This is a genomic window from Acidovorax sp. GW823-FHT05D11 (assembly GCF_058795695.1).
In genome coordinates this window covers 1126631-1152097 of sequence record NZ_CM179502.1, presented here as the reverse complement: position 1 = coordinate 1152097, position 25467 = coordinate 1126631, and the positions used below count along the sequence as shown (strand labels likewise).

19 protein-coding genes are annotated in these 25467 nt (G+C 56.4%); 6 read left to right on the top strand and 13 right to left on the bottom strand.

What is annotated here, in order from left to right:
- Positions 1 to 18 precede the first annotated feature (18 nt).
- From hydA to AC3RCE_RS05215, 4 genes are all read right to left on the bottom strand, one after another.
- Positions 19 to 1470, bottom strand: coding sequence for a dihydropyrimidinase (gene hydA, locus AC3RCE_RS05230; RefSeq protein ID WP_218340363.1), 1452 nt, complete (start codon positions 1468 to 1470; stop codon positions 19 to 21).
- Positions 1471 to 1541: 71 nt separating this feature from the next.
- Complete coding sequence (locus AC3RCE_RS05225) at positions 1542 to 3002, bottom strand: NCS1 family nucleobase:cation symporter-1 (protein WP_218293393.1); 1461 nt, start codon at positions 3000 to 3002, stop codon at positions 1542 to 1544.
- A 179-nt stretch (positions 3003 to 3181) separates the two neighbouring features.
- Complete coding sequence (gene preA / locus AC3RCE_RS05220; protein ID WP_218340365.1) at positions 3182 to 4495, bottom strand: NAD-dependent dihydropyrimidine dehydrogenase subunit PreA; 1314 nt, start codon at positions 4493 to 4495, stop codon at positions 3182 to 3184.
- 31 nt (positions 4496 to 4526) lie between these two features.
- A complete protein-coding gene (locus AC3RCE_RS05215; RefSeq protein WP_492254677.1) occupies positions 4527 to 5894 on the bottom strand; it encodes an NAD(P)-dependent oxidoreductase in 1368 nt (455 codons plus the stop codon).
- Positions 5895 to 6224: 330 nt separating this feature from the next.
- Between AC3RCE_RS05215 and AC3RCE_RS05210 the strand changes: the two genes are divergently transcribed.
- Positions 6225 to 6938 carry a TetR family transcriptional regulator C-terminal domain-containing protein gene (locus AC3RCE_RS05210; protein ID WP_492244405.1) on the top strand — a complete coding sequence of 238 codons (714 nt, stop codon included), beginning with the start codon at positions 6225 to 6227 and terminating at the stop codon, positions 6936 to 6938.
- A 185-nt stretch (positions 6939 to 7123) separates the two neighbouring features.
- On the opposite strand, the gene AC3RCE_RS05205 is transcribed toward AC3RCE_RS05210, so the two are convergent.
- On the bottom strand, positions 7124 to 8011 hold the full coding sequence (locus AC3RCE_RS05205) for a LysR family transcriptional regulator (RefSeq protein WP_218293389.1): 888 nt from the start codon (positions 8009 to 8011) through the stop codon (positions 7124 to 7126).
- Positions 8012 to 8114: 103 nt separating this feature from the next.
- Between AC3RCE_RS05205 and argC the strand changes: the two genes are divergently transcribed.
- The 5 genes from argC to AC3RCE_RS05180 all read left to right on the top strand — a co-directional run bounded on the left by argC (position 8115) and on the right by AC3RCE_RS05180 (position 15851).
- Positions 8115 to 9053, top strand: a complete 939-nt coding sequence (gene argC, locus AC3RCE_RS05200; RefSeq protein ID WP_492254676.1) for an N-acetyl-gamma-glutamyl-phosphate reductase — start codon at positions 8115 to 8117, stop codon at positions 9051 to 9053.
- Positions 9054 to 9253: 200 nt separating this feature from the next.
- Positions 9254 to 11251, top strand: coding sequence for a tetratricopeptide repeat protein (locus AC3RCE_RS05195; protein ID WP_492254675.1), 1998 nt, complete (start codon positions 9254 to 9256; stop codon positions 11249 to 11251).
- Positions 11252 to 11318: 67 nt separating this feature from the next.
- Complete coding sequence (locus AC3RCE_RS05190) at positions 11319 to 13103, top strand: glycosyltransferase (RefSeq protein WP_492254674.1); 1785 nt, start codon at positions 11319 to 11321, stop codon at positions 13101 to 13103.
- A 96-nt stretch (positions 13104 to 13199) separates the two neighbouring features.
- Positions 13200 to 15488: an InlB B-repeat-containing protein gene (locus AC3RCE_RS05185; RefSeq protein WP_492254673.1), complete on the top strand. Its 2289-nt coding sequence runs from the start codon at positions 13200 to 13202 to the stop codon at positions 15486 to 15488.
- 18 nt (positions 15489 to 15506) lie between these two features.
- Entirely contained in the window at positions 15507 to 15851 is a 345-nt protein-coding gene (locus AC3RCE_RS05180; protein WP_218293385.1) for a hypothetical protein, read from the top strand.
- A 148-nt stretch (positions 15852 to 15999) separates the two neighbouring features.
- On the opposite strand, the gene AC3RCE_RS05175 is transcribed toward AC3RCE_RS05180, so the two are convergent.
- The 8 genes from AC3RCE_RS05175 to AC3RCE_RS05140 all read right to left on the bottom strand — a co-directional run bounded on the left by AC3RCE_RS05175 (position 16000) and on the right by AC3RCE_RS05140 (position 25463).
- Positions 16000 to 16890 (bottom strand): NAD-dependent epimerase/dehydratase family protein, encoded by an 891-nt coding sequence (locus tag AC3RCE_RS05175; RefSeq protein WP_218340595.1) that lies wholly within the window; start codon positions 16888 to 16890, stop codon positions 16000 to 16002.
- 19 nt (positions 16891 to 16909) lie between these two features.
- On the bottom strand, positions 16910 to 17944 hold the full coding sequence (gene gmd, locus AC3RCE_RS05170; protein WP_218293384.1) for a GDP-mannose 4,6-dehydratase: 1035 nt from the start codon (positions 17942 to 17944) through the stop codon (positions 16910 to 16912).
- A gap of 16 nt (positions 17945 to 17960) precedes the next feature.
- Positions 17961 to 18878, bottom strand: coding sequence for a class I SAM-dependent methyltransferase (locus AC3RCE_RS05165; protein ID WP_218340372.1), 918 nt, complete (start codon positions 18876 to 18878; stop codon positions 17961 to 17963).
- Positions 18879 to 18902: 24 nt separating this feature from the next.
- A complete protein-coding gene (locus tag AC3RCE_RS05160; protein ID WP_492254672.1) occupies positions 18903 to 21410 on the bottom strand; it encodes a glycosyltransferase in 2508 nt (835 codons plus the stop codon).
- A 75-nt stretch (positions 21411 to 21485) separates the two neighbouring features.
- Positions 21486 to 22736: an FkbM family methyltransferase gene (locus AC3RCE_RS05155; protein WP_492254671.1), complete on the bottom strand. Its 1251-nt coding sequence runs from the start codon at positions 22734 to 22736 to the stop codon at positions 21486 to 21488.
- Positions 22737 to 22747: 11 nt separating this feature from the next.
- Positions 22748 to 23431 (bottom strand): sulfotransferase family protein, encoded by a 684-nt coding sequence (locus AC3RCE_RS05150; RefSeq protein WP_492254670.1) that lies wholly within the window; start codon positions 23429 to 23431, stop codon positions 22748 to 22750.
- Complete coding sequence (locus AC3RCE_RS05145) at positions 23428 to 24675, bottom strand: ABC transporter ATP-binding protein (RefSeq protein ID WP_492254669.1); 1248 nt, start codon at positions 24673 to 24675, stop codon at positions 23428 to 23430. The genes AC3RCE_RS05150 and AC3RCE_RS05145 overlap by 4 nt, the downstream gene beginning before the upstream one ends.
- Entirely contained in the window at positions 24675 to 25463 is a 789-nt protein-coding gene (locus AC3RCE_RS05140) for an ABC transporter permease (protein WP_218293378.1), read from the bottom strand. The genes AC3RCE_RS05145 and AC3RCE_RS05140 overlap by 1 nt, the downstream gene beginning before the upstream one ends.
- Between the last annotated feature and the right edge of the window lie 4 nt (positions 25464 to 25467).

Here is a 25467-nt window from a genome sequence, read left to right as displayed (position 1 = left end):
AATCGGTCAGCGAGTCCATCAACGTGCGACAGCGGTAGGCGCCAGGTCCTGCGCGCGCTTTTGCACGGCCTGGAAGTTGGCGCCGAACGCGGGGCGCTTGATGTAGCGGCCCTTGCCCTGTTCGGCCCGCAGGTCGCCGTTGGCGAACACCACGCGGCCCTGGCTGATGGTGTGGCTCGGGATGCCACGCACGGTGCGGCCCTCGAAGATGTTGAAGTCGCCCTTGCTGAACTGCGTCTTGGCCGAGAAGGTCTTGGTGCCTTCAGGGTCCCACAGCACCAGGTCGGCGTCGGCACCCTCGCCGATGAAGCCCTTGCGCGGGTAGATGTTGAACAGCTTGGCGCAGTTGGCCGAGGTGATGGCCACGAACTCGGAGGGCGTGAGGCGCCCGGTGTTCACGCCCGCATCCCAGATGGCGGCCATGCGCTCTTCCACCCCGCCCGTGCCGTTGGGGATCTTGGCGAAGTTGTCCTTGCCTGCCGCCTTCTGCGCGGCGCAGAAGGTGCAGTGGTCCGTGGCGGTGGTGTGCAGCTGGCCCGACTGCAGGCCGCGCCACAGCGCCTCCTGGTGGACCTTGGGGCGAAAGGGCGGGCTCATCACATAGGCGGCGGCCTTGGCGAAGTCCGGGTCGCGGTACACGCTGTCGTCCACCAGCAGGTGCCCCGCCAGCACCTCGCCGTACACACGCTGGCCGCGCGCGCGGGCGCGGGCGATGGCGTCGGCCGACTCCATGCAGCTCACATGCACCACGTAGATGGGCACGCCCAGCACGTCGGCAATGGCGATGGCGCGGTTGGCGGCCTCGGCCTCGACCATGGGCGGGCGCGAGAGCGGGTGACCCTCGGGGCCGGTGATGCCCATCTTGGCGACCTCCTGCTGCAGCAGGTACACCAGCTCGCCGTTTTCGGCATGCACCGTGGGCATGGCGCCCAGCTCCAGCGCGCGCTTGAAGCTGTTCACCAGGGTTTCGTCGTCGCACATGATGGCGTTCTTGTAGGCCATGAAGTGCTTGAAGCTGTTCACGCCTTCCTGCTGCACCAGGGTGCCCATGTCGGCGCGCACCTGCTCGCTCCACCAGGTGATGGCGACATGGAAGGAATAGTCGGCAGCCGACTTCTCGGCCCAGCCGCGCCACTTGCGGTAGGCGTCGAGGATGGGCTCCTGCGGGTCGGGAATCACGAAGTCGATGATGCTCGTGGTGCCCCCGGCCAGGCCCGCGGCCGTGCCGGTGAAGAAGTCGTCCATGGTGACGGTGCCCATGAACGGCAATTGCATGTGCGTGTGCGGATCGATCCCGCCAGGCAGCACGTACTGGCCGCTGGCGTCCAGGGTCTGTGCGCCCGCGGGGGCCTGCGCCGCCACGCTCTCGCCCACGGCCACGATGCGGCCGTCCACGCACAGCACATCGGCCGGCTGCTCGCGGTCGGCATTGACCACGGTTCCACCGCGGATCACAAGGGCTTGGGTCATGGGGATCTCCTTCAGGGATGCAGATCAAAAAGAGGCCCTGCGCTGGCACCAGGCCCAGGCAGGGCCGGAGGTCATTGCTTTTTCTTCGCGGTCAGGTAGTAGTAGGTGCCGGCCACGGCCAGGCTGAAGAACCAGCCCGAATCGAACAGGGTGAGCCAGATGGCGGGCATGCTGGCCTTGTCCACCACGCCCGACACCGCCAGATAGCCCGGCAGGCACGGCAGCACGCCCAGGAAGAAGGCCATGAGCGCATGCAGGTTCCAGCCGTTGCTGTATTCGTACTCGCCGCCGCGGCGGTACAGGTCGTCCACCTTCAGCTCGCTCTTGCGCACCAGGTAGTAGTCCACCAGCAGGATGCCCGCGATCGCGCCCAGCAGCGTGCCGTAGCCGCCCAGCCAGGTGAAGAGGTAGCCGCCTGATGTGGCCAGGATCTTCCAGGGCATGAACACGAGCCCGATCAGCGCGGCGATGATGCCGCCCATGCGAAAGCTGATCCTGGTAGGCGCGCACTGGCTGAAATCATAGGAAGGCGACACCAGGTTGGCGGCCACGTTGGTGGTCAGGTTGGCCAGCAGGATCACCAGCAGGCCCAGGCCGGCCGCCACGCTGCCCATCTGGGTCAACAGGCCGTCGGGGAACAGCTGGGCCTTGCCGTACAGGATGGCCGACGCGGAAAAGCCGATGACGCCCACCATCGAGAACAGCGCCATGGGAATCGGCAGGCCGATGGCCTGGCCCAGGACCTGGTCCTTCTGCGATCTGGCGAAACGCGTGAAGTCCGGAATGTTGAGCGCCAGCGTGGCCCAGAAGCCCACCAGCCCGGTGAGCGCGGCCCAGGTCTTGGGCCCGCCTTCCACCACCTTGGCGGGCAGGTTGAAGAGCTGGCCCGAGGGCACCCGCACCATGAGCACCACCACCAGCAGGATGGAGGCGGCGATCATCAGCGGCGCGGCGATCACCTCCAGCTTGCGGATGGATTCCGGCCCTCGCCAGATGAACCAGATGTGCACCGCCCAGAAGGCGAGGAAACACATGAACTGCGAGGTGCTGATGGTCTGGCCATCGGCCGGCCCCGCGAGGTTCATGCCCACGATGTTCAGGAAGCCATGCAGCGCCAGCGCACCAAAGTAGCAGTTGATGGAGAACCAGCCGCAGGCCACCAGGCCGCGCAGCACGGCGGGCAGGTTGGCGCCCTTCACGCCGAACGATGCGCGGGCGAGCACCGGAAACGGCACGCCGTACTTGGGGCCCACGCGCCCGATGAGCACCATGGGCACCAGCACGATGCAGTTGGCCAGGAACACCAGCCACACGGCCATTTGCCAGGAGAAGCCCTGGTCCAGCATGGAGCTGGCCATGGTGTAGGTGGGCACGCAGACCACCATGCCCACCCAGAGCGCGGCAAAGTCCTTCCAGGTCCAGTGCCGCTGCGCGGCGGTGGTGGGGAGCAAATCTTCGTTGGCCAGCGTGTTGGATGCTGCGCCGGGCATCAGCCCCGCCACATGGGCAGCGCCACCGGTACTGTTCGTCATGCCTGTACTCCTGTCAAAGACCTCATTGGGGTTGCACACAACCCGCTGTCTGGTCCGGCGCCCCGGTGCATTCAGATGCGGGCCAAAGGAAGCGAGCGATGCTATAGATCACGCAAGGACCGCACCAGATGCAGCGCAGCACGCGTTGCGAACGCGCACCACATCGGGCGCCTCCAGCGTCATGCCGCCGCCGGCACGCGCTGCGGGTTGTTGGGGTGCGTCGTCCAGTTGGCGTATTCACCGGTGACCGTCTTGCCCGTGCGCACATCCACCTCGCCGGGCTCCAGCGCGCGCATGGTGATGCACTCAGGCACGGGGCAGATCGACACGCACAGGTTGCAGCCCACGCATTCGGCCTCGTTGATCTCGAACTTGCGCACGCCACCGTCCTTGGTGAAGGTGATGGCCTGGTGCGAGGTGTCTTCGCACACCACATGGCAGCGGCCGCACTGGATGCAGGCATCCTGGTTGATGACGGCTTTCTCAATGTGGTTGAGGTTGAGGTTCTTCCAGTCCTTGACGGTGGGCACGGCCTGGCCCTTGAAGTCGTCGAGCGTGGCGTAGCCGTGCTCATCCATGAAGTTCGACAGCCCGTCGCACATGTCCTGCACGATCTTGAAACCGTAGACCATGGCCGCCGTGCACACCTGCACCGTGCCGCAGCCCAGGGCGATGTATTCGGCCGCGTCGCGCCAGGTGGTGATGCCGCCAATGCCGCTGATGGGCAGGCCGGCGGTCTGCGCGTCGCGCGCGATCTCTGCCACCATGTTCAGCGCGATGGGCTTGACGGCCGGGCCGCAATAGCCCCCGTGCGAGCCCCAGCCGTCGGTGCTGGGGCTCATCACCATGCGGTCCAGGTCCACGCCCATCACGGAGTTGATGGTGTTGATGAGCGACACCGCGTCCGCCCCGCCCGCCTTGGCGGCGCGCGCCGGGTGCCGCACGTCGGTGATGTTGGGGGTGAGCTTCACGATGACGGGCAGGCGGCTGTAGTGCTTGCACCAGGCCGTGACCATCTGGATGTACTCGGGCACCTGGCCCACGGCGGCGCCCATGCCGCGCTCGCTCATGCCGTGCGGGCAGCCGAAGTTGAGCTCGATGCCGTCGGCGCCGGTGTCCTCGACGAGCGGCAAAATGCTCTTCCAGCTCTGCTCCTCGCAAGGCACCATGAGCGAGACGATCATGGCGCGGTCGGGCCAGTTGCGTTTGACGCGCTTGATCTCTTCCAGGTTGGTGTGCAGCGGCCGGTCGGTGATGAGCTCGATGTTGTTCAGGCCGATCACGCGGCGGTCTTGCGACATCAGCGTGGAGTAGCGCGGGCCGTTGACGTTGACCACGGCCGGGTCTTCGCCCAGCGTCTTCCAGACCACGCCGCCCCAGCCCGCCTCGAAGGCGCGGGTGACGTTGATCTCTTTGTCGGTGGGCGGTGCGGAGGCCAGCCAGAAGGGGTTGGGGCTTTGGATGCCCAGAAAATTGCTGCGAATGTCTGCCATGGGGTGCTCCCGTGAGTTGCAGTTGACGACGTCAGGCCACGAGTGCCACGGGCACGCTCAGCGCTTGATGCATGGAGACAGCGGCGACCTTGCCGTGCTCCACCGCCTCCACCGTGAGGTCGCGGCCACCCACGCGGCAGTCGCCTCCGGCCCAGACGCGCGCCAGACTGGTGCGGCCCTCCAGGTCCGTCACAATGCGCCCGGCTTCCAGCGCGATGGAGGCACCCACCGGCTCGGCCACAAAGGTCTGGCCGATGGCCTTGAGCACCATGTCGGCCTCCAGCATGAAGGTCTCGCCGGTTTCCACCAAGTTGCCGCCACTCAGCGCCGTGGCGGCAAAACGCACGCCCTTGACAACACCGCCTTCGCTCAGCACCTCTTTCGGTGCAGCCCAGTGGCGGATGGTCACACCATTCGTCTGCGCCCACTGCTGCTCCACAGCGGACGCCGACATGGCCTCTGCGCCGCGACGGTAGACGATGGTCACTTCTTCGGCGCCCAGCTTGCGCGACTGCACGGCGGCATCCACTGCCGTCATGCCGCCGCCGATCACCACCACGCGGCGGCCCACGGGCAGGGTCGAGAGATCGGTGCTCTGGCGCAGCTCGGCGATGAAGTCCACCGCATTGCGCAGGCCGGTGGCCGTGGGCTCAGCCACGCCCAGCGCGTTCACGCCCTGCAGGCCCAGGCCCAAGAACACCGCATCGTAGCCGCCCAGCAGGCTGTCGAGCGTGATGTCACGGCCCAGCTGCTGGCCCGTGCGCACCTCGATACCGCCGATGGACAGCAGCCACTCCACTTCCTTCTGCGCGAAGTTGTGGGTCGTCTTGTAGCTGGCCAGGCCGTATTCATTCAGGCCGCCCAGCTTGGGGCGCGCCTCGAACAGCACCACGTCATGGCCGCGCACGGCCAAGCCGTGGGCACATGCCAGGCCAGCCGGCCCTGCGCCCACCACCGCCACGCGGCAGCCGGTGGAGGCTGCGCGCTGGAACAACGGTGCGCCCGGGCTGGCAAAGAATGCGTCGGTGGCGTAGCGCTGCAGCGAGCCGATCTCCACCGGCTTGTCCTCGTTGGTGTTGCGCACGCAGGCCTGCTCGCACAGCACCTCGGTGGGGCACACGCGGGCGCACATGCCGCCCAGCGGGTTGGCCTGCAGGATGGCGCGGGCCGCGCCCCGGTTGTTGTCCTGCGCGATGCGATGGATGAAGGACGGGATGTCGATGCCCGTGGGGCATGCCGTGGCGCACGGAGCGTCGTGGCAGTAGTAGCAGCGTTCGGCTTCGATCAGCGCCTGCGGGCGGGTGAGCGGCGGGTGCGCGTCGCTGAAGTTGCGGGCGTAGTCGGCCAGGTTCAGGCGCGCGGCATGTATGCCGCAGGCACGGCTTGCGGGTGTGTCCATCAGTCTTGCTCCGGAAGGTTCGGGGTGGAGATCCAGGCATGCGCGGCACGGGCCGCCCCGCGCCCTGGGGCTTTGTGGCACCTGTGGCGGGCATGCCGCGTGCCAGCCAACGCAGCGCAAGCCAGAATGCTTGCGCCCGCGAACTTCGGAGGTTTCATCGTGGTCCTCGCTGTGGGGTGCAGGTGCCCGCCGCTTTATTTGCCGCGGTGCCCTGCGATGTGGGTAAATTTACCAACCCGTAAAAATTTACCAATTGGTAAAATCCCTAGAGCAAGCGCCATGCCAGCCAATTGCCAGTCTTCGAGGCCTCGCTTGTTCCACAATGGTGCGATGACAGACGCCCGCCAGTCCCCTCCAGATCCCGCCGCGCCCCCGCGGGCCAAGGCACCGAGATCCCCCGCCCCCGACGACACGGCCGCCACCCGCGCGCCCACGGCATCCCGCCTGCTCAAGGAGCAGGGCATCCTGGCGGAGGCCGAGAACCACTTCGCGCAATTCGGCTTCGAAGGCGCCTCGCTGGAGAACATAGCGGCCGCCATCGGCATCAGCCGCCACAACCTGCTGTACTACTTTCCGAGCAAGGAAGCGCTGTACCAGCGTGTGCTGGACGACGTGCTCACCCAGTGGCTGGCCGGCATGGAGGACCTTTCGCACAGCGAAGATCCCCAGCAGGCCCTGCGCCGCTACATCCGCGCCAAGCTTCAATACTCGCGCGTGCACCCCCAGGGAGCCAAGGTATTCACCAAAGAGGTGATTGCCGGTGCACCACGCTATGGCAAGGCCATCCGCGAGCGCGTCGGCCCGCTGCTCAAGACCGAGGTGCGCACTTTCGAGCGCTGGGCGCGCGAAGGCCGCATCGCCAAGGTGAACTTCACCCATCTGATGTTCATCATCTGGTCCGTGACGCAGGCCTATGCGGAACAGGAAGCGCAATTCGCCTTGTTGCTGGGCAAGCCGTCACTGACCGAACGCGACTATGAAAACGCCGAAGCGTTGATCGTGCGCATGGTGCTGAGCGCGCTTGCGCCGGATGCCGTGGCCTGACGCCGCCAGGGCCCCGAAGGCGTGCACCGTGAAGAACGCCGCCAGGGCCCCCAAACCGCTACTCAATCCGTAGCACGAGGCCATGCAGAGGCGGGCGCCACCGGCAGATCTTCTCGGTAGGGGTTCTTGCCGGCGCGCCGCGACGCCAATGCTCCCCAGGCCGCCCACACGCCTTCGTTGCGCCTTCACGCCTGCCGCTGCTGCCACAGCACGTCCAGCACATGCTGGGTCGCCCGCTCCACCGCCCCCGCCCGGTGCGCGATGCCCAGTGGCCGCCACAGTGCGGGGCGCAGCGCCAGCATGCGGATGCGCGGGTCCAGTGGCACGGCCGCGGACGCCTCGTGCGGTAACAGGGTGGCCCCATAACCCGCCGCCACCAGGCTCTTGATGGCATCGTTGTAGTTGAGCTGGATGCGCGCCTTGGGATGCCTGCCCGCCAGGGCGAGCCACTCGCTGGCCAGGCGCGACAGGCTGGTGCCCACGTCGTTGAGGATCAGCGGCTGGCTCGCCAGCCACTGCGGCGTCGCACGCCGGGGTGCGGGCCATGCGGCCGGAACAAACGCCATCACCGGGTCACGCCGCCACGGCAGCACCTTGACACCTTGCACGGCGCCCTGCGGGAGCGCGACAAGGCCCACATCCAGCGAGCCGTTGGCCAAGCGCGCCATGGTCTCCTGCGAAGTGAGCACAGCCACCTGCACGTCAATGCCGGGGTGATGCTGCCCGACCACCTCCAGCGCCCGGGGCAGCAGGTGCGCAATGACACCGGTGGAGGCACCCAGCCGCACGCGGCCCGACAGGCCCTGGACCTGCCGCTGCACGACGTCCAGCGCCTCCTCGGCATCCGCCAGCAGGCGGCGCGCCCTCTCGACCAGGGATTCGCCCACGCCGGAGGGTTTCACTTCGCCACGCTTGCGCACGAGCAGGGGCGCGCCTATCTGCGCCTCCAGGTCGGCGACATGCAGGCTGACCGTGGGCGCGGCAAGGTGCAACACGCGGGCGGCCTCGGCGAACGAGCCGAGGTCGGCAATGGTGACCAGCGTGCGCAGACGGTCCAGATTGAGTTCGCGCATGACGTTCAGTAAAACTGATGCTGATGTTTGTGAAATTCAACTTTTCAAATTCTATGCCTCCGTTGAAGATTCCGTACCAACATTCACACACCAGGAACACCCCATGAGCGCTCCCCTTGTTTTCATCGATGGCGACCAGGGCACCACCGGGCTGCAGATCCACGACCGCCTGCGCCATCGCACAGACCTGCGCCTGCTGACGCTGCCCGAGGGCGAGCGCAAGGACGCGGCCCGGCGGACCGAGGCCATCAACAGCTGCGACGTCGCGATCCTCTGCCTGCCGGATGCCCCGGCGCGGGAAGCGGCCGCCGCCGTCGTCAACCCCGCGGTCCGCGTGATCGATGCGAGTTCCGCGCACCGCACCGCCCCCGGCTGGGTCTACGGATTTCCCGAAATGGACAAAGAGCAGGCCGCGCGAATCGCCCGCGCCCGGCGCGTGAGCAATCCCGGCTGCTATCCCACCGGTGCCGTCGCCCTGCTGCGGCCTCTGGTACAGGCGGGCCTGCTGCCTGCGGACCACCCCATCACCATCCACGCAGTCTCTGGCTATTCAGGTGGCGGCCGGGCGCGCGTGGAGGAGCATGAAGGCCCCCACACCGCCAACGCGCCGGCCTTCCAGATCTACGGCCTGCGGCTGGAACACAAGCACACGCCCGAGATCGCCCTGCACGCAGGCCTGTCTGAGCGCCCGTTCTTCCTGCCCGCCTATGGCTCTTTTCGCCAGGGCATTGCGCTCACCATTCCCCTCTTGCTGCGGCAGCTGCCTGCGGGCACGACGGGCAGGCACTTGCACGCCTGCCTCGCGCGCCACTTCGCTGGCGCGGCGCATGTCGACGTCATGGACCTTGCCCAGGCCGAGGCGGCCGAGCATCTGGACCCGCAGGCCCTCAACGGCACCAACCAGCTGCAGTTGGGGGTCTTCGCCAACGACCGCCATGGACAGGTGCTTCTGACCGCGGTGTTCGACAACCTGGGCAAAGGGGCTTCAGGGGCCGCGGTTCAGAACCTGGAATTGATGCTGGCCCACAGTGCCCGGGAATGACGGGTGCCGTGGTCCGCGGGCGAGGTGCGCATGTAACAAATCAACACCACAGAAAGCGAATGTATGTGCGGCATATGCAACGCCGCAGGCAGTTGTTTTGTGGGCTTTTTCACGGTTCGCCGCGTATTTTTGGTCTGCTACACTGCCTTCGCTGTACCGTTTTCTTGCAGGCGCGCAGCCCACATCCCCCACTCGCCCTCATGGCTGCACACGGCAAAGCACCCTATCTTTACGCTCTGATTTTGTTGTTGGCCGTGCTGGGCGTCTACGTGCCTGGACTCCACAACGAATTGCTGTTTGATGACATGCGGCTCACGGATGGTTCCATCTTCGGCAGGTACGGCAACCTGCTGGAGATCAAGCAGCGCATGGTGTCGTATGGCAGTTTCGTCTGGGTCGACCAGCTCGTGGGCAGCGGCTGGTGGAAGCAGCGGCTGGTCAATATGGCGTTGCACCTGGGTGTGGTGGCTGCGATGTACGCGCTCTTCAAGTCGCTGATGGCCCATACCCGCTTCCCGCAGGACATCGAGGAACAGGCTCACTTCGCATCATCCCAAGACGCCGCATTGCGCGTGGGCATCGCTTTGTTTGCGCTCAATCCGGTAGCCGTCTACGCGGTGGGCTACCTGGTACAGCGATCAATCCTCATGGCAACGCTGTTCTCGGTGCTCGCGTGCTGGGCGTTTGTGCGCGCTTTGGAAACACAGCGAGTGGTCTGGTATGTGGGCGCATTGGCCAGCTACTTGCTGGCCTTGCTGTCCAAAGAGCATGCGGTCATGACCGTCGCCGTGGGCATGGCACTGTATGTCCATGTTCGCCGCCCCAGCCTCAAAAACATCGCCATGGCGATGGGGGCCACGCTCTTGCTGCTGGCCTTGGCTACTGCCGCGCTCCTGCGCTTTCGCGGCGAGCTGATAGGCCAGCTCTTTGATGCGCAGTCCGTGGCCTTCGCCCAGCAGCTTGAGACGCTGCGGCCTGGAATTTCGCAGCAGATGTTCCCCTTGAGCATCCTCAACCAGGCTGCACTTTTCTTTGCCTACGGCCTGCTGTGGGTGGTGCCTTATGTTGGATGGATGTCCATCGATTTGCGCCCGGCATTTCCGTTGGGCTTCGCCTCATCCTGGCATATTGTGGGAGCCTTGGGCTATGTGGCACTGCTCTGCGGCTCCGCCTGGTTGCTGCTGCGGCGCACGGGCGCACTGAGCCTTGCGGCGCTGCTCCTCCTTTTTCCACTGTTGTGGTTTGCCACGGAGTTCGCCACCGTCTGGGTACAGGATCCACTTGTGCTGTATCGCAGCTATCTTTGGGGTGTGGCGCTTGCTGGATTGCTGGCGATAGCACTCACGGGCTTCAGGCCCCGTACCATCTATGCACTCGGCGCCGTACTCGGTTTGTTGTTTGCTGCACTGGCGCTGGAGCGCAATCTGTCGTTGCGTGACGAGGTGACTGCCTGGACGGATGCCGCGGAGAAAATCAACCTCAAGGCGCCCCCCAGCGCAGTGGGCCGCAGTCGCCCCTTTCTGAATCTGGGAGCGTATTACCTTGGCAAAAAGATGGTCGATCCAGCGGAAAGAAATCTGTCTGTTGCAAAAGCCCTTGGCGACCAGGGAGAGCTGGGGAATAGCACGCTGTTCAATACGGGCGTGATCCTCCAACTCAAGAAGAACCATACAGAAGCGCTCCGTGCTTTCGCCACCGCCGAAGCCCAGGGGTATGCAGAAGTATCCCTGTACTACCATCGTGGCGAATCCCAAGCGGCGCTTGGACAGCTGGCGCCTGCATTTGAGAGCTTCAGTACGGCGCTGGACATGGCAGAGAAGGACCCTGAACAGGCAAGCATCCTGCCCACGGTGCGCGTGCGCCAGATCGAGACCGCCATGGCAGCGGAGCTTTATGATGAAGCTATCAAAGGCTTCCATGTTCTACTTCAAACCGCGCCCAATGACCCCCGACTTCTGCTTGGATTGGGAATGGCGCAGGTAGGAAAAGGCGAAACCGGAGCCGCTATTGAAGTGTTCAATCAACTCATTGCAAGCAACCCCAGCGCGGCCGCATACTACGGACGTGCCGTAGCACACCACCGTGCGGGTCATCAAAAGGAAAGCTTGGACGACTTGGACCAAGCCATCAAATTGGACCCGAAGCATCCGCAATATCCTCAGATGCGGGAAGTATTCGCGACCCCCAAGAAAAAATAAGGCGTGACACGTTGTGGCTCTGCGTGTCCTGCACATCGGCAAGTTTTATCCACCCCATCGGGGGGGCATGGAAGTTTTCCTGGCCGACCTCATCAAGGCACAGCGCGCCGCAGGAATTGATGCAGCCGCGCTGGTGCACGGAACTCCCGAGCCAAACGATCCGCCGTGGATTACACGGGTACCTGTGCAGTTACAACTTGTCTATGCGCCGATAGCAATCGGGTTTCGTTCGGCCTTGGCAAGGTCCATTGCCAAGCACAAGCCCGATGTCCTGCATTTACACATGCCAAACAATTCGGCACTTTGGGTTCTCACTTTGGGGACGGCGCGAGGAATACCGTGGGTCGTGCACTGGCATTCAGACGTGGTGGTCTCGCGCATGCAGAGCGCGATAGGACTTGCCTACCGGCTATATCGCCCATTCGAGCAGGCTGTGCTGGACCACGCCAAGCGCGTCATCGCTACTTCGCAACCTTATCTCGAATCGAGCGAACCTCTGCAATCTTGGCGCCACAAATGCTCCGTCATTCCCCTGGGCCTGGATACCGAGAATTTGACGTTCGAGGTGCCCACGCCCTCCCAATGGAAGGCCAATAGGCTTCGTTTGCTGTCCATTGGAAGGCTCACGTACTACAAAGGCTTTAAAACGCTGATCAAAGCGGCAGCCCGCATGGAGAACGTGGAGTTGCTGATCGTTGGGGATGGAGAACTTCGCAGCGAGCTACAGGCGCTGATTGGCGCGCTTGCGCCCACTGACAAGCCAGCGAATGTGCGCTTGTTGGGCAATGTGTGCGACGAAGAGAAGAATGCTCTCCTGCAGGACTGCGATGTGTTTTGCCTGGCCTCGCATGAACGTACCGAAGCCTTTGGCATGGTGTTGCTTGAGGCGATGCACTATGCACGACCGTGTATCGTGTCGGCGCTGCCAGGCTCCGGGATGCCATGGGTTGTAGCCACCGCCGGCGCCGGACTCCAGGCGCGTCCTGAAGATGTAGCCGACTGGGAGGCCACCATTCGGCAGATGCAGAACGATCCCGCACTTCGCGCCCTGAAAGGTGAAACAGGGAAAGCTGCCTTGCAAACATACTTTTCGATTGATGCTTGCGCGCAGGCTGTTGCCGATCAGTACGTACTGGCGGCTCCGGAAGCCGATCATTTCCGCCGTCCCCCCAAAGACATTCTTATCGTCATTCCTGCTCGGAACGAGGCGGCAACAATAGGTGCATTGCTATTGCGTCTGAAGGCAGAGGGTTGGCACAACATCGTTGTCATCAATGATCAAAGTACCGACGATACAGGCGCCATTGCATCCGCCGCAGGTGCACATGTGTTGAACCCAGCCCTGCCCATGGGGGCGTGGGGCGGCATGCAAGCCGGCATCTGCTATGCCCTGCAGCAAGGCTATCGGGGCGTCATCACCATGGACGCGGACGGACAGCACGAGGTGGATGAACTCCCCGTGCTGCTTCAGGCAAGAAACCAGTCAGACTTGGTCGTTGGCGCCTTTCCAGAACGGGCCAGCCGCTTGCGCCATCTTGCATGGCAATGGTTTCGCCAACTGGCAGGTTTTGATTTGCGGGACTTGACTTCCGGTTTCAGACTGTACAACCATCATGCGATGAGGGTTCTCGCATCCCGCGAAGCCACGTTGCTGGACTACCAAGACCTCGGGGCCCTGCTATTGGTACGCAGGGCCGGTCTTACGATCTCGGAAGTTCCCGTGTCCATGAATTTGCGTGCAGTGGGGACATCACGCATATTCAACTCGTGGATCAGCGTGGCCAAATACATGGTTGCAACAACATTGCTTTGCTTGGCTCGATGGGACATTGGCCAGCGGAAGGCGCCCTAGATCATCCAAAGTTGTGCGTTTCTCCCGGCCATCAACCCGAAGACCACCCATATTCAATGCCAATTTGTATTTTCCCAGCGATGCAGTACAAATGAAATGACAAATATAAAAAAACCAAGCGAATTAATATGGAAATCGATAATTATTCTATCGATTTTTACGGCCATCGCTTTTCCGGGAACGGTCCGCGCACAAAAAGTATTGCAACTCGTCCCCGGGCAGCCGCCCCTTGCCGGCACGACAACTGCGGCACTCAACACAAAACCTGGTGAGGCATTGCGCATCGAAAATCTGATAGTTGATGACAAGCATCCTTCAGTAGTTCATCTTGAGCTTCACCGCTCCGAGGTGGTTGGCAGCGATACCCAGTATGTGGTGGTAGATGGAAAAGGGGCCCGCGCATTTCCATTTGCCGGTAACGCCCATTTCATTGGCGGCCTAGAGGGAAAGCCCGAAAGTTATGCTTTCGCAACAATAACCCCAGATGGCGAAATCCGAACCATCATTCACCGAGATAATGATGTCATAGTGAATGAACTACTCCCCGCGCACGGCAGTAGCGGAGGGAAAGTCGCGTCGCGGCTGGTTGATCATCATAAGGATTTTGTCAATCGAGAATTTTCTTGTGGTGTAACACCCACTTTTCTTCAAAGTGAGCCGATTCAACGCAATATTCGCTTAGATGAGATTTTAAAAACGAGCAAGGCAAACTCTTCTCAAATTCTTGCAGAAAAAGCGGATAGCCCGCGCCGCGCCGACATCATCATTGACAGCGACTACGAGCTCTATCAAAAGCTTGGATCTGAAGCCGCAACCTTCACGTACATCACAAACCTTCTCACCTACATTAGCAGCAGGTACCAAACGGAAGTTGCCACGCGCTTCAACCTCAAACAGATACTCATCCGTACAACCTCAGCAGACCCGTGGAGCAAAACGACAACAGGTGAGATGCTCGATGAACTTCAAGCTTTTTGGAACTCGGGCGCAAACGCATCGGTTTCCAGACACCATGTGCACCTCATGAGCGGCAAAAACATAGGCGGTGGCATAGCCTATGTGGGCAGTTTGGCCAGTCCAACTATTGCCTATGGGGTTAGCGCAGGACTTTCGGGCAACTTCACTCCCTCAAACCCCCAAGTCATCTGGGATTCTGTAGTGGTTGCCCACGAAATTGGGCACGCCTTTGGAAGCTCACACACGCATGACTATGACAATCCATTCATTGCGCCATCACCAAACAATGGGGGCGCCATTGACTGCTGCTTCTCGGGGGACGCCACCGGGCAATGTGGTATCTCACTCGGAGGGGCTGGACGCCTTGGGTATCTGCCAGGTATCTCATCAATTTCAGGGGGAGGGGCTGGCCAACGCAACGGCACCATCATGAGCTATTGCCATCTTTTGAATGGCTCGATGGGCAATATCGCCTGGACATTTGGAACCAGTCATCCATACGGTGTGAATCCAGATCGCGTGCCTGCCGTCATGTCAAGCCAAGCCCAATCAAAGCTACCGCTTGATACATCTGGCACTTTTCCCTTGGCGGTGGGCATTTCCGGCACCGGCACCGTAACCAGTTCTCCCGCGGGCATTAACTGCGGAATTGACTGCAATGAAAGTTACGCGGCAGGGACTACTGTCATGCTGTCAGCTACAGCGGGAACGGGCTACACCTTCTCGGGATGGAGCGGTAACTGCACGGGGAACGGGCCATGCTCCATGACGATGAATGTGGCAAAGAACGTCATGGCCAGTTTTGTACCCACACCACAAGGGGTTCTCTCCATTGCCAAGGTAGGAACCGGCAGCGGCACTGTGGTGAGATCCGGAGGCGCCCTCAATTGCGGCAACACATGCACTGAATCGCTGCCCCCTGGCTCGATCGTCACCCTCACAGCCACGCCCGCCAACGGCAGCACGTTCACGGGATGGAGTGGGGATACTTGCACCGGCACGGGTTCGTGCTCATTCACGGTCAACGCAAACACGACCGTCAATGCCCAGTTCAATCTGAGTTCCGGTGGCAGCACATCGACACCTCTGCTACAAAGCAATTTATCTGGCAGTGCTGGCTCTACGCAGTACTTTTCCGTGGCGGTTCCTGCCGGAGCCATCAATCTCGTGATTCAGATCAGCGGCGGCACGGGAGATTCAGATCTCTACGTCAAACTGGGCCAAGTGCCAACCCTGTCGTCTTACGATTGCAGGCCATATCTCATTGGTAATATTGAGACTTGTACACTCACCACACCGGCAGCAGGCACTTACCACATTATGCTCACTGGCTATGAGCCTTTTTCCGGATTAACGTTGGCCGCCAGCTATCAAATGCAAGCCCCCCCAGACATCGGCACAATTATAAATCTCCTGCTTTTGAATTAAGACGAGCCAAGAGGATATATGAAACTCCAAAAATACTTCTGCATTCTTGCAACAACCATTGGTGCACTTTGGGTCCACGCCGCGCAGGCTCAGACTTTCTACATCGAGGAAGATCCAGTTTACCTTCGATTTGAACAATATACCGGAATCAATGGAAATCTCTCTTTTTGGCGCTTACCGACCCCGGGGGTTTCGACGTTCCCCGGGGGAAGCTGTACCAACTTGCGAATCCCCCCTGATCGCCCAGAGCAGGCTTCAAGATTCATGGCGCTATATCTCTTCTCAAAGACCAACAACAAGAAAATTTTCTACCTATACAATACAACTTCGTGCGTCATGGTCAGCTTCGGCACGAATGGCTGATGAAATTTATTTACGAAGGATTTTGGCAGCCTAGGAAGAGGCGCTGATTCAGCGCATATATTCGTTGCGTTGGCGATTTGCAGACGCGAAAAGAATACTATGCACGACATCGCTTTAGTTGTTGCCGAGACTACTTGGCTACGCCACTTCAAGCTTCAAGCATCCAGCGCAACGTCTCCTCCAACGGCGGGACTTCCCAATCACCAATCAGACCAAGCAGTTTGTCCGCACTCCCTCTTAGCGAGCGAACCTCGTTACCGCGGACAAATGCTGGATTGACCTGAACATCCAGGCTGTGGCTGGAAATGCGCCCCATCATGTGCAGGACTTCTCGCAGCGAGTGCATGCGACCAGAGCACACATTGACTGTGGCCCCAGCAGGGCATATCTGCAACAACCGGCGATAGGCCTGTGCAACAGCGCGCACATCTGAAAAGTCTCGCCAAACATCCAGATTTCCCAATTGAATGGTATCCGCGCGCCTGCGGAAATGCGCCGCCATTTTAGGCAGCAGAAAGTCCTCAGACTGCCCCACACCGGTGTAATTGAAGGGCCTGGCAATCACAATGGGCAACTGGTCCATCCACAGCCGCGCCATGAATTCCATGGCAAGTTTGCTCACTGCATAGTCGTTTGCCGGATTGAGGGGCGCGGCCTCAGTCAACACACCTTCTATAGAGTTGCCATACACATTGGCGCTGCTGGCTAACAGCACACACTGTGGCTTGCGCCGAGCGTCTGCAAGCACCGCCAGCAAGTTGCGCGTGCCTAACAGATTCACACGATAAAACGCATCTGCATCTCCATGGCCCACAAACGCTATGGCCGCCAAATGAACCACCACATCGGGCTGCACGTCTTCCACCACCAGCTGCAATGCAGATGCGTCCAGTAAATTTGCACAACGATAGCGAGGGTCGGCCGCATCGGGTTGCGTTCCGACACCCCAGACGTCCCATCCATGCGACTGCAACTCTGCAGCCACATAGCGGCCAGTAAATCCCTTCATGCCGGTGATCAGCGCTCTCGGTTGGGTCATGGCATCCAAGCCCTTGCCTTCAGAACGAGAAACCAGCCTGATTACGCCTCAAGTCAGCCTCTACCATCATCTGGCACAACTGCTCCAGCGTTGTCTGCGGCTCCCACCCCAGTTTGGCTCTCGCCTTGGCAGGATCGCCGATGAGCAACTCCACCTCTGCCGGACGATAGAACTTTGGATTTACGCGCATGACCGTTCTGCCTGTCCCAGCATCGACAGCCATTTCGTGATCAGCCGAGCCGATGAAGTCCACTTCAATACCGGCCCCCTTGAATGCCATGCGCACGAAATCACGCACAGTTTCCGTGCGGTTGGTAGCCAATACGAATGTATCGGGTTCATTCGCCTGCAGCATGCGCCACATACCCTCTACATACTCTTTGGCAAAACCCCAATCCCGCTTGGCGTCCAGATTGCCCAACTCCAGAACATCGAGTTTCCCTAGCTTGATTCTGGCCACGCCGTCGGTAATCTTTCGAGTTACAAACTCACGACCGCGCAATGGGCTCTCATGATTAAACAAGATACCGCTACTGCCAAATATGCTATAGCTCTCCCTGTAATTTACAGTCATCCAATGCGCATAAAGCTTTGCAACACCATATGGACTGCGCGGATAAAAGGGTGTGCTTTCCACTTGAGGCACGGCCTGGACTTTACCAAACATTTCAGACGTACTTGCTTGGTAAAAGCGTATATCCGGATTAACCAAACGAATAGCTTCCAATAAATTGAGAGCACCGAGGCCGGTAATTTGAGCCGTGGCAGTTGGCTGTTCAAACGACACCCCCACAAAACTCTGAGCAGCCAGATTGTAAATTTCGTCGGGCTGAACCTTTTGCAGCAATGAAATACTCGAACCCAAATCTGTAAGATCGTATTCAAGCAAGTGAAGATGGGGGTTACTTTCAATCCCCAATTCTTCGATTCGCCAAAAATTGACCGAGCTCGTGCGTCGATAAGTACCATAAACGGCATATCCTTTTAGCAACAAAAGCTCCGCCAGATATGCACCATCCTGCCCCGTAATCCCAGTAACAATTGCTTTTTTCATGATCGAAATTAATTAATCATTCCAATATAAATGAATAAAATCCTTTTGGACTGGCCTCCGACAGGAATTCGAACATGTCACGCCCAGAATAGAGCTCTTTTCCATTCAAATCGGCGGCTTGGAGCCGGTTTACCCACACATCAGTCCCAATGCCATGCCCCTGGAGATGCCCAAGATGGAGCTCCAAATGCGAATACCGAGCATGCTTCAAAATTCTGGCATAACAGGGGCATGCCAGTAGGTCGAGCTCATATCCCTCTATATCCGTCTTAGTGAAGTCAAATTTCAGATCATCCATTCGATCAATACGATAGCCGCGCAAAGGCATATTCATAAAATCCACTAGCATCTTGGAATTTTCATCCCCTTCTGATGCGTTGGAGGCCAGAACCGCAAACGGAATAACAGTAACCTTACCGATGACGCCATTTATGAAGCAATTAAATGTCCCAATAGCGACATTTAGAATGGATGGCTCATAAGAAATGACCTCAGTCGTATCAGATTGCAGCGCATAGTAGCATGCCCATATCATCTGATGTCCGCCCAGGTCCAAATAGCGCTTGGAGTTTGCGAATAGCCCACGTTTTGACTCCAAAAGGAAATCAAAAGCATGCTCTGCGCCATCCCTCCCATACCACTCCAAAGACTGCTCATTAATTATCGCAACAGATAGCCCGTCACCCCCATCAAATCTGAAGTCCCTTACATACGGTTTCTTCAAAAACCGGTGACTGGAGTTCAAATTTTTCCCAAGCACACGCTCTAGACTATTTTTCAAATCGCCAACCGCGCCCAACCAGTTGCCATTTCTTGCAGCAAGCAGGGCAGAATCAGAAAATTTGAAACACCCATCCTCTACATATATGTCGTGAGCACGAAATGCCGCGTTCATTTTTTTGACATAGATCTCATAATCACCATCAAAAGACATCTCAACTCCTTCGAATTATATTAATCAGCGCGCTACTTTTTCCACAAAACCGACAACAAGATCAGAGAAATACCTACCCAACTGCTCAAAATCATTACACAGCCTCCACCGCTGAGACTGCTCCCTTATTTTGGCTATTTCCTCTACATCTTGCCCGACGGCATGGATGATTTTACCGATGCCCAGCGCCAAATCCTCTGAATTTGTTCCTGGCAATTCATACACAAAATTACGAACATCTTCAAAAATACTTAAAGGAGTAACCGCCACCAAAACTCCAGAGGCCAACCCCATTCTTACAGCAGCACTTGACGATTCAGAAGTATTTTGATAAGGAAAGACTACGAGATCAGCTGAGGACAAAAGACTTAAAGAATCCTCATTCTCCAAGTAATCAGTAATCATTCGAATTCTTGAAGACAAACCTCGGTCGCTGATAATTTTTTTGCACCGATTAATCAGCGCTTCCGACGCTGAATCGGAATATATGGCATTGACCATATCCAGCCTTATTTCAACACCCTGCCGGGACAACATGTCCACTGCAATAATAAGTTGCTCCAAACCTTTGTGAGGCAACGCGAAACCGTAAGAAGCGACTTTAAATATACCTCCCTCGGTTTTTTTCTCAGATGCTGATGCCTTAATAACGCCCTGAGGGAAAAATACCAAGTTTTTATGAATGCCCAATCGATTGAGATTCACCACATCATTAAGAGAATGTATCAAGACAGCATCACACACACCAAGAGCTAGGGCAAGTTCAGAGAGCCGACGATTGATCACTTCAGGCGGAGGATCCACTGTGGAATGGAGCGTCACTGTCACCACCCGGCCTTTGGTTTTTTGGCGAACTATAAAATCCGAAAGAACAGAAAAATCGTGAAAACCAAAATTCAATTGTATGGATAATACGTCAACATCAGCACGGTCTACGGAGGCGTTGAGCATCGAGAGATTGCCGCCGCCATTTCTCCAACAGCGAATGATATTTACCCCATCATTATCTATCAGGGCTTGTTCGAACGGAGCAAAAATGACAGATGGTTGATTGATAGCACCTACCAAGTTCTTAGAATACGACGCTATTCCACACTTCGTATTCCAAGTAGTAACCCATCCGATTTTCACCTCCCGTTTTAGCTTACCCAAAGCAAGAAGTGCGGAGATTTCATTATCCGCTACAGCCGAAGAGGACCTGAGCAAAAAATTATCGGGAACGTTCTTGATATCAGGGCATTCCGCCACTCTAGAAAGAAATTTTCGATAAATAATGCCGCCGCCCAGAGCAGACTCTTTGTCATCAATAAGACGCTCAGTGGTCTCCATGAATTCTATTGCTCTTTTTGCAGACATCTCCCAGGAAAATTTTTTCGAATGCGCGAGAGAATGCTTTTTCAAAGACTCATAAAAAGACTGATCAAGCAATGCTTTCTCCAACTTAGCCGAAATCGCACTCGTGTCTTGTGGATCAAACATCGCATCGGATCGACCCAAAACCTCAGGAATACTTGTCGTGTTAGAGCCGATCGCGGGCACGCCACAAGACATCGCCTCTAGAACAGGCAATCCAAAGCCTTCCCTGAAAGATGGAAAAACAAATAAGGAAGAAAGATTATATAAATCAATCAAATCCTCATCAGCAATATGGCCCAAAAAAAGAACGGCATCATCCCTTAGACCCGAATCCTTGCCGATTTTTTTAAGGCGACGATAAATCTCATCCCAGCCTTTTCCGACAATAACCAGCTGATAGTTGTTCACAATATCAGACGATGTCAGTGCAAAAGCCCTTATTAATCCCTCCTGATTTTTACGAGAATCAAAGCTCGCAACATAAATGAGAAATTTTTGCCGGATACTAAATCTATCTCGCAGATCCTGCTCTCGCTCTATCGATATTAGGCGTGGCTTGAATTTTGAGTCTACGGCAGACGAGATATTTACAATGCGGTCTGATGCGAATTCACCGACATCATGCCCCTCGATTTTTGAATAGTTAGAAATAGCCAGAAGAATTCCGGCATTGCGCATGTGATCGATTTTTTTGAAAAAATGCTTTTCAAGCACATGATTTGTAAGGTACTTCTCCCGCTCCACCAACGGAATCAAGTCATATAGTGTCACCGCAGTCCTGGATGCGGGAAAAAGCAGGCCAACCGAAGTAACGACATCATCGCCCAAGCCTTCTATCAAACTGGTCACATGCACGATGTCAGGAGAAAGGTCTGCGATAAATTTCTCTCGAATAAGCTCCGCCATCCTTGTCAAACCAATTTGACCAGTTGCAGCGGTCTTATTTTCTGCAACATCTGAAGGAATATCGATCGCTAATATTTTATGCTGAGGAATCAAGTCAATGAATTCAGCCCGCACCTCATTCTCTGAGGGCAATGATTTATTCAGAAGGACATAAAAATCGTGGCAATGGCCTACTCGCATCATTGCTTTCGCCAAAGCCATGGAATAGCGGCCGATTCCACCAAATCTGCTACCAGACTGGCAGCTCTGAAGATCAATCAGAATTTTCATTAATAAATGTAAATGCTAGGAAATAAGCAGCTCTAAGCAAATCAGGACAATGCCTATTGTCAATTGAAACATTACTCAGTGACTACTCTTGCAGGCGCCTCGAAGATCTGTGTATATCTTATGACCTCTGGGCGTAAGATCTTCTCTGCTCAGCTCTTTTGATTGGCTAAATCCAGCAATCATAAAACTATCGATTCTTCCCGGTCGGGAGTGAATGTCCAGCAATTGCGCGTGCAACGCCGGATATTTTTGCAAAAGCCATTGATTTATTCTGGCACTGGCTTTTGGCTTTTGCAAAACGAAGGAGATCAAATACGATAATGGCCGCCGACACGCATTGATTGCACCATGTATTGCCCGATTGAGACCATGACGGATCAGAGGGAAGAAATGAAGTGCCAGATCTGCAAGGAGACGCAATGGCAAAGTAATGCGCCATGACATGCTTTGACGCAATCTCGAGATCTCATGCTCTGCATTCACCGCCCTGCGTTCCAGAGCCACCAGCCTCGCTTCCATTCTTTCAACATTTTTGGCAAACGCCCGGTCTGCCTCGCTGGCCTCGCTTTTCAATATTGATGCCTTCGCCTTCAAAGCTTCAACCATTCCCTCAGACTGCAAGAGTTTTTGCTCGATTTCAAATTGAGCACGCAATTTAAATCCATCAAATATATTGGGTGGAAATTTAAATGCCGGAATTAAATAGGCGTGCTCTTTCGCAACGTAGAATCTATTCAATCCATCCGTGTAAACAAAAAAATACTCCGAGGTCAGCAGCAGTTTTTCCCAACCCTCATACACCTCAATTTGAGAGTTTGGAATGGTGGCTTCGACAAGAACAATCCAGGGGCGATTCTTGGTCCAATCATTCCCCTCCAGCACCGCTTGCTCAAAACCCTCTACATCAATTTTCAAAAAATGAACTTCCTCTCCCCGTGGAAAATAACTATTCCAAATTGCATTAAGGGTCGTTACAGAAACCTGCTGACGAATATAAGGCCGCCCCGCAACCACCCCCTCCTCAGCAATTGAATCCACAAGAGTGGAGAGCCCGGAGCCTTCGAAAATAGTAATTGGAAGCGTCCCCGGTGCACGACCAAGCGCCATTCCGACATTATTATCGCGAGGACGCTTATTTTGTAGAAGCTTTAGAAAATCCGGGTTTGGCTCAATATTAATGCCATGCCAGCCCTTTTCATAGAATGCTCTGGTGACTGAATCCTGATCAGGCCAAGCCGCACCAACGTCGATATAGCGCCCCCGCTCTATGTTTGCGAGTGCGCGCATCAACATCACATCTTCAAAGTTCTGGGCATAAGAAATCATTGTATTTTCAGCTACCACTGGTAGGTGCCGTTTTTATCCAGATAGCGATTCAAATTGGACCTGATAAAACTTATCTGATCTTGGCTAAGCAACTCAGATGCATCTTTGGATCTCAACGATGAAACATGGCGTCGGTGATAAAAGTTGACTTTATTATAAAAACTAAAACCTATATCGACGCTATCGCCCACATCCATATTACTAGTTTTTTTAAATACCGCTTTCTTTTTATTGTTCAGCCAGATTTTTTGAACCTCAAATGCACCCCATTTCCCGAAAAGGTATTTGCTGATTTTCCTTATCACAAGCCAAGGATATCGATCAATATCCTCATATTTTATGTTCAACATATTTTTGTGCATTTTTTGGTGCCACGAAAGCCACTGCTCATAAGTAGCAACGGACTCTGCTAGGGAAAAACCAAAAACATTCATCCATGACGCAATAGCGTCTTCTGGTTTGCGCACAGTGCAAACACATGGAACACCTCTTTTATTTAGAAGTGCATTTATCAGCTCATCAGGCGAATGGCTTTTGACGATTGCATTGATTGGCCCGTCACATTCAGAAAGAACGTCGTTTATCGAATTTGAAGAGGATGTAGAAACACCGCCTCTTGCATCAAGAAGCTCTCGGACAACGTTATAGGAAAATGTCGATCCACTTCTCTGCATCCCCGCCACGATGACTATCACTTTTTTTCCACCTCAACATTGCCAAATAGGTTCGCAAAGCCATAAGAGCTATAAGCATGTGCACTTATTACACGAAATATCAAAACGTCTACTCTGCGATGCAACATCTCTTCCTTGTCGCGCCCTTCTCTCGTCACTCCCACATTAAGGTAATAAGTCCCAGGAACCAAATTTCCTTGTAGCCCGAACCGAATCCGAGCAGATTCAGCAGATTGGAAAGATCTTTTCGGATTTCCAATATTGGCATTTGCGTTGGTAGCATAAACGCATACTCCATCCACAGACTTCACCATCATTCCGAAATTCACGCGATCAGCCGGCTCTTTAAAATCAACCTCATAACTAACAAATATGGGATGTCCTTCAGGGATAATATTCGTTACAGCCCCATCGTTATCTGAAATATTAACATTGACTATTTCGGCCCCCCTGCTTCCGTATTGAACCTCGACACTGCTAGAGGCCAAGGATGAGTCATACAGCGGGACTATCTCTTTTTTTTGTTCTCTCGTATCTTTTGCAGCCCCAAAAAGCAATCGCTCATATGCATCGCAAACGGTTCTAGCTTTCCCAATTTCAGATATTATTCCGTTATTAACAAGAATAGCCCGATCACATATCTTTTTTACCGTCTCTGTATCATGACTAACAAAAAGCAGGGTAGTCCCCGCCTCCTTATACTCCTCGATGCGTCTAAAACACTTTCTTTGAAAAGCAGCGTCCCCGACCGAAAGGGCCTCATCGACAATCAGTATGTCCGGCCGAGTTGCGGTAGAAACTGCGAAAGCCAGCCTGACCTGCATTCCACTTGAATACGTCCTCAGAGGCTGATCAATATAATCACCAATATCAGCGAATGCCTCTATTTTCGGCATCAAGGCATGGATTTCATCAACGCTATACCCCAGCAACTGCCCGGTCATATACGCATTTTGACGCCCCGTGAAATCAGCGTGAAATCCCATCCCTAATTCAAGCAAGGCGGCTACTCTCCCTTTGACATGAACGCCGCCAGTAGTCGGCTGTGTAGTTCCCGTAATTATTTTCAGCAAGGTGCTCTTACCTGCACCATTGACCCCCACAATTCCCACTGCCTCCCCTGGCTCAATAGTGAAATTGATGTCTCGCAGCACCCATGTTTTTTTATGTTGATCGTGACCAGTTATCCATTCAAGCATCCTCGCCCATTTATTGGGGTAGCGTTTATATGCCTTACTAACATTCGAAACAACAATAGTTCCCATCAGAGTTCGTCCACCAGTTCACCGACGCGCGACAAAAAGAACCAAGCGCCCAAAATCAAAAAGAACATCGTCAGAAAAACGAGCGGAGCCAAGCTAGCAAAATCTGGAACACGCTGATTCAAAAATAGGGTCTGATAGGCCACCATCAAAGGCTGCATCGGGTTGTACTGCAGCACCGCCCGCGCAGCGGCTGGCAAGGAGTCGAATACATACACAATAGGCGTGAGCCAGAACCAGAACTGCACCACGATGCCCGTGAGCTGACCCACGTCTCTGAAGAACACATTGAGCGTGCCCAAAAATATGCCCAGTCCCAGCGTAAAGAGCACCTGCAAGGCCAATAACGGCACCATCGCCCACAAGGCCCAGCCCGGCCAATGGCCAATCAGTGCCAGAAAGGCGAGATACAGCCCAAACACAATGCCAAAGTTGACCAGCGCAGACACCGCCACAATCGCCGGAAGGCAAATGCGTGGAAAGCTGGATTTTTTGATCAGGTTTCCGTGCTCCAGGAATACGCCATTCAGTCGTCCGAGCATTTCTGCAAACAGGCTCCAGGTAAGGACCCCGGCGCACAGATAGATGCTGAATGCAAACGGTGTTTGCTCATGGCCTGCAAGACCAGGTCGCATGAGCTGACCGAACACGACGGTATAAATGACGATCATGGTCAGCGGGTTGGCAACTGACCAGAATGCGCCGAGCAAGGATTCGCGGTACTTGCCGTGGAACTCGCGCATGACGCTGCTCCACACGAAGCCACGGTAGCCCCACAGGGCTTTCAGCATGGGT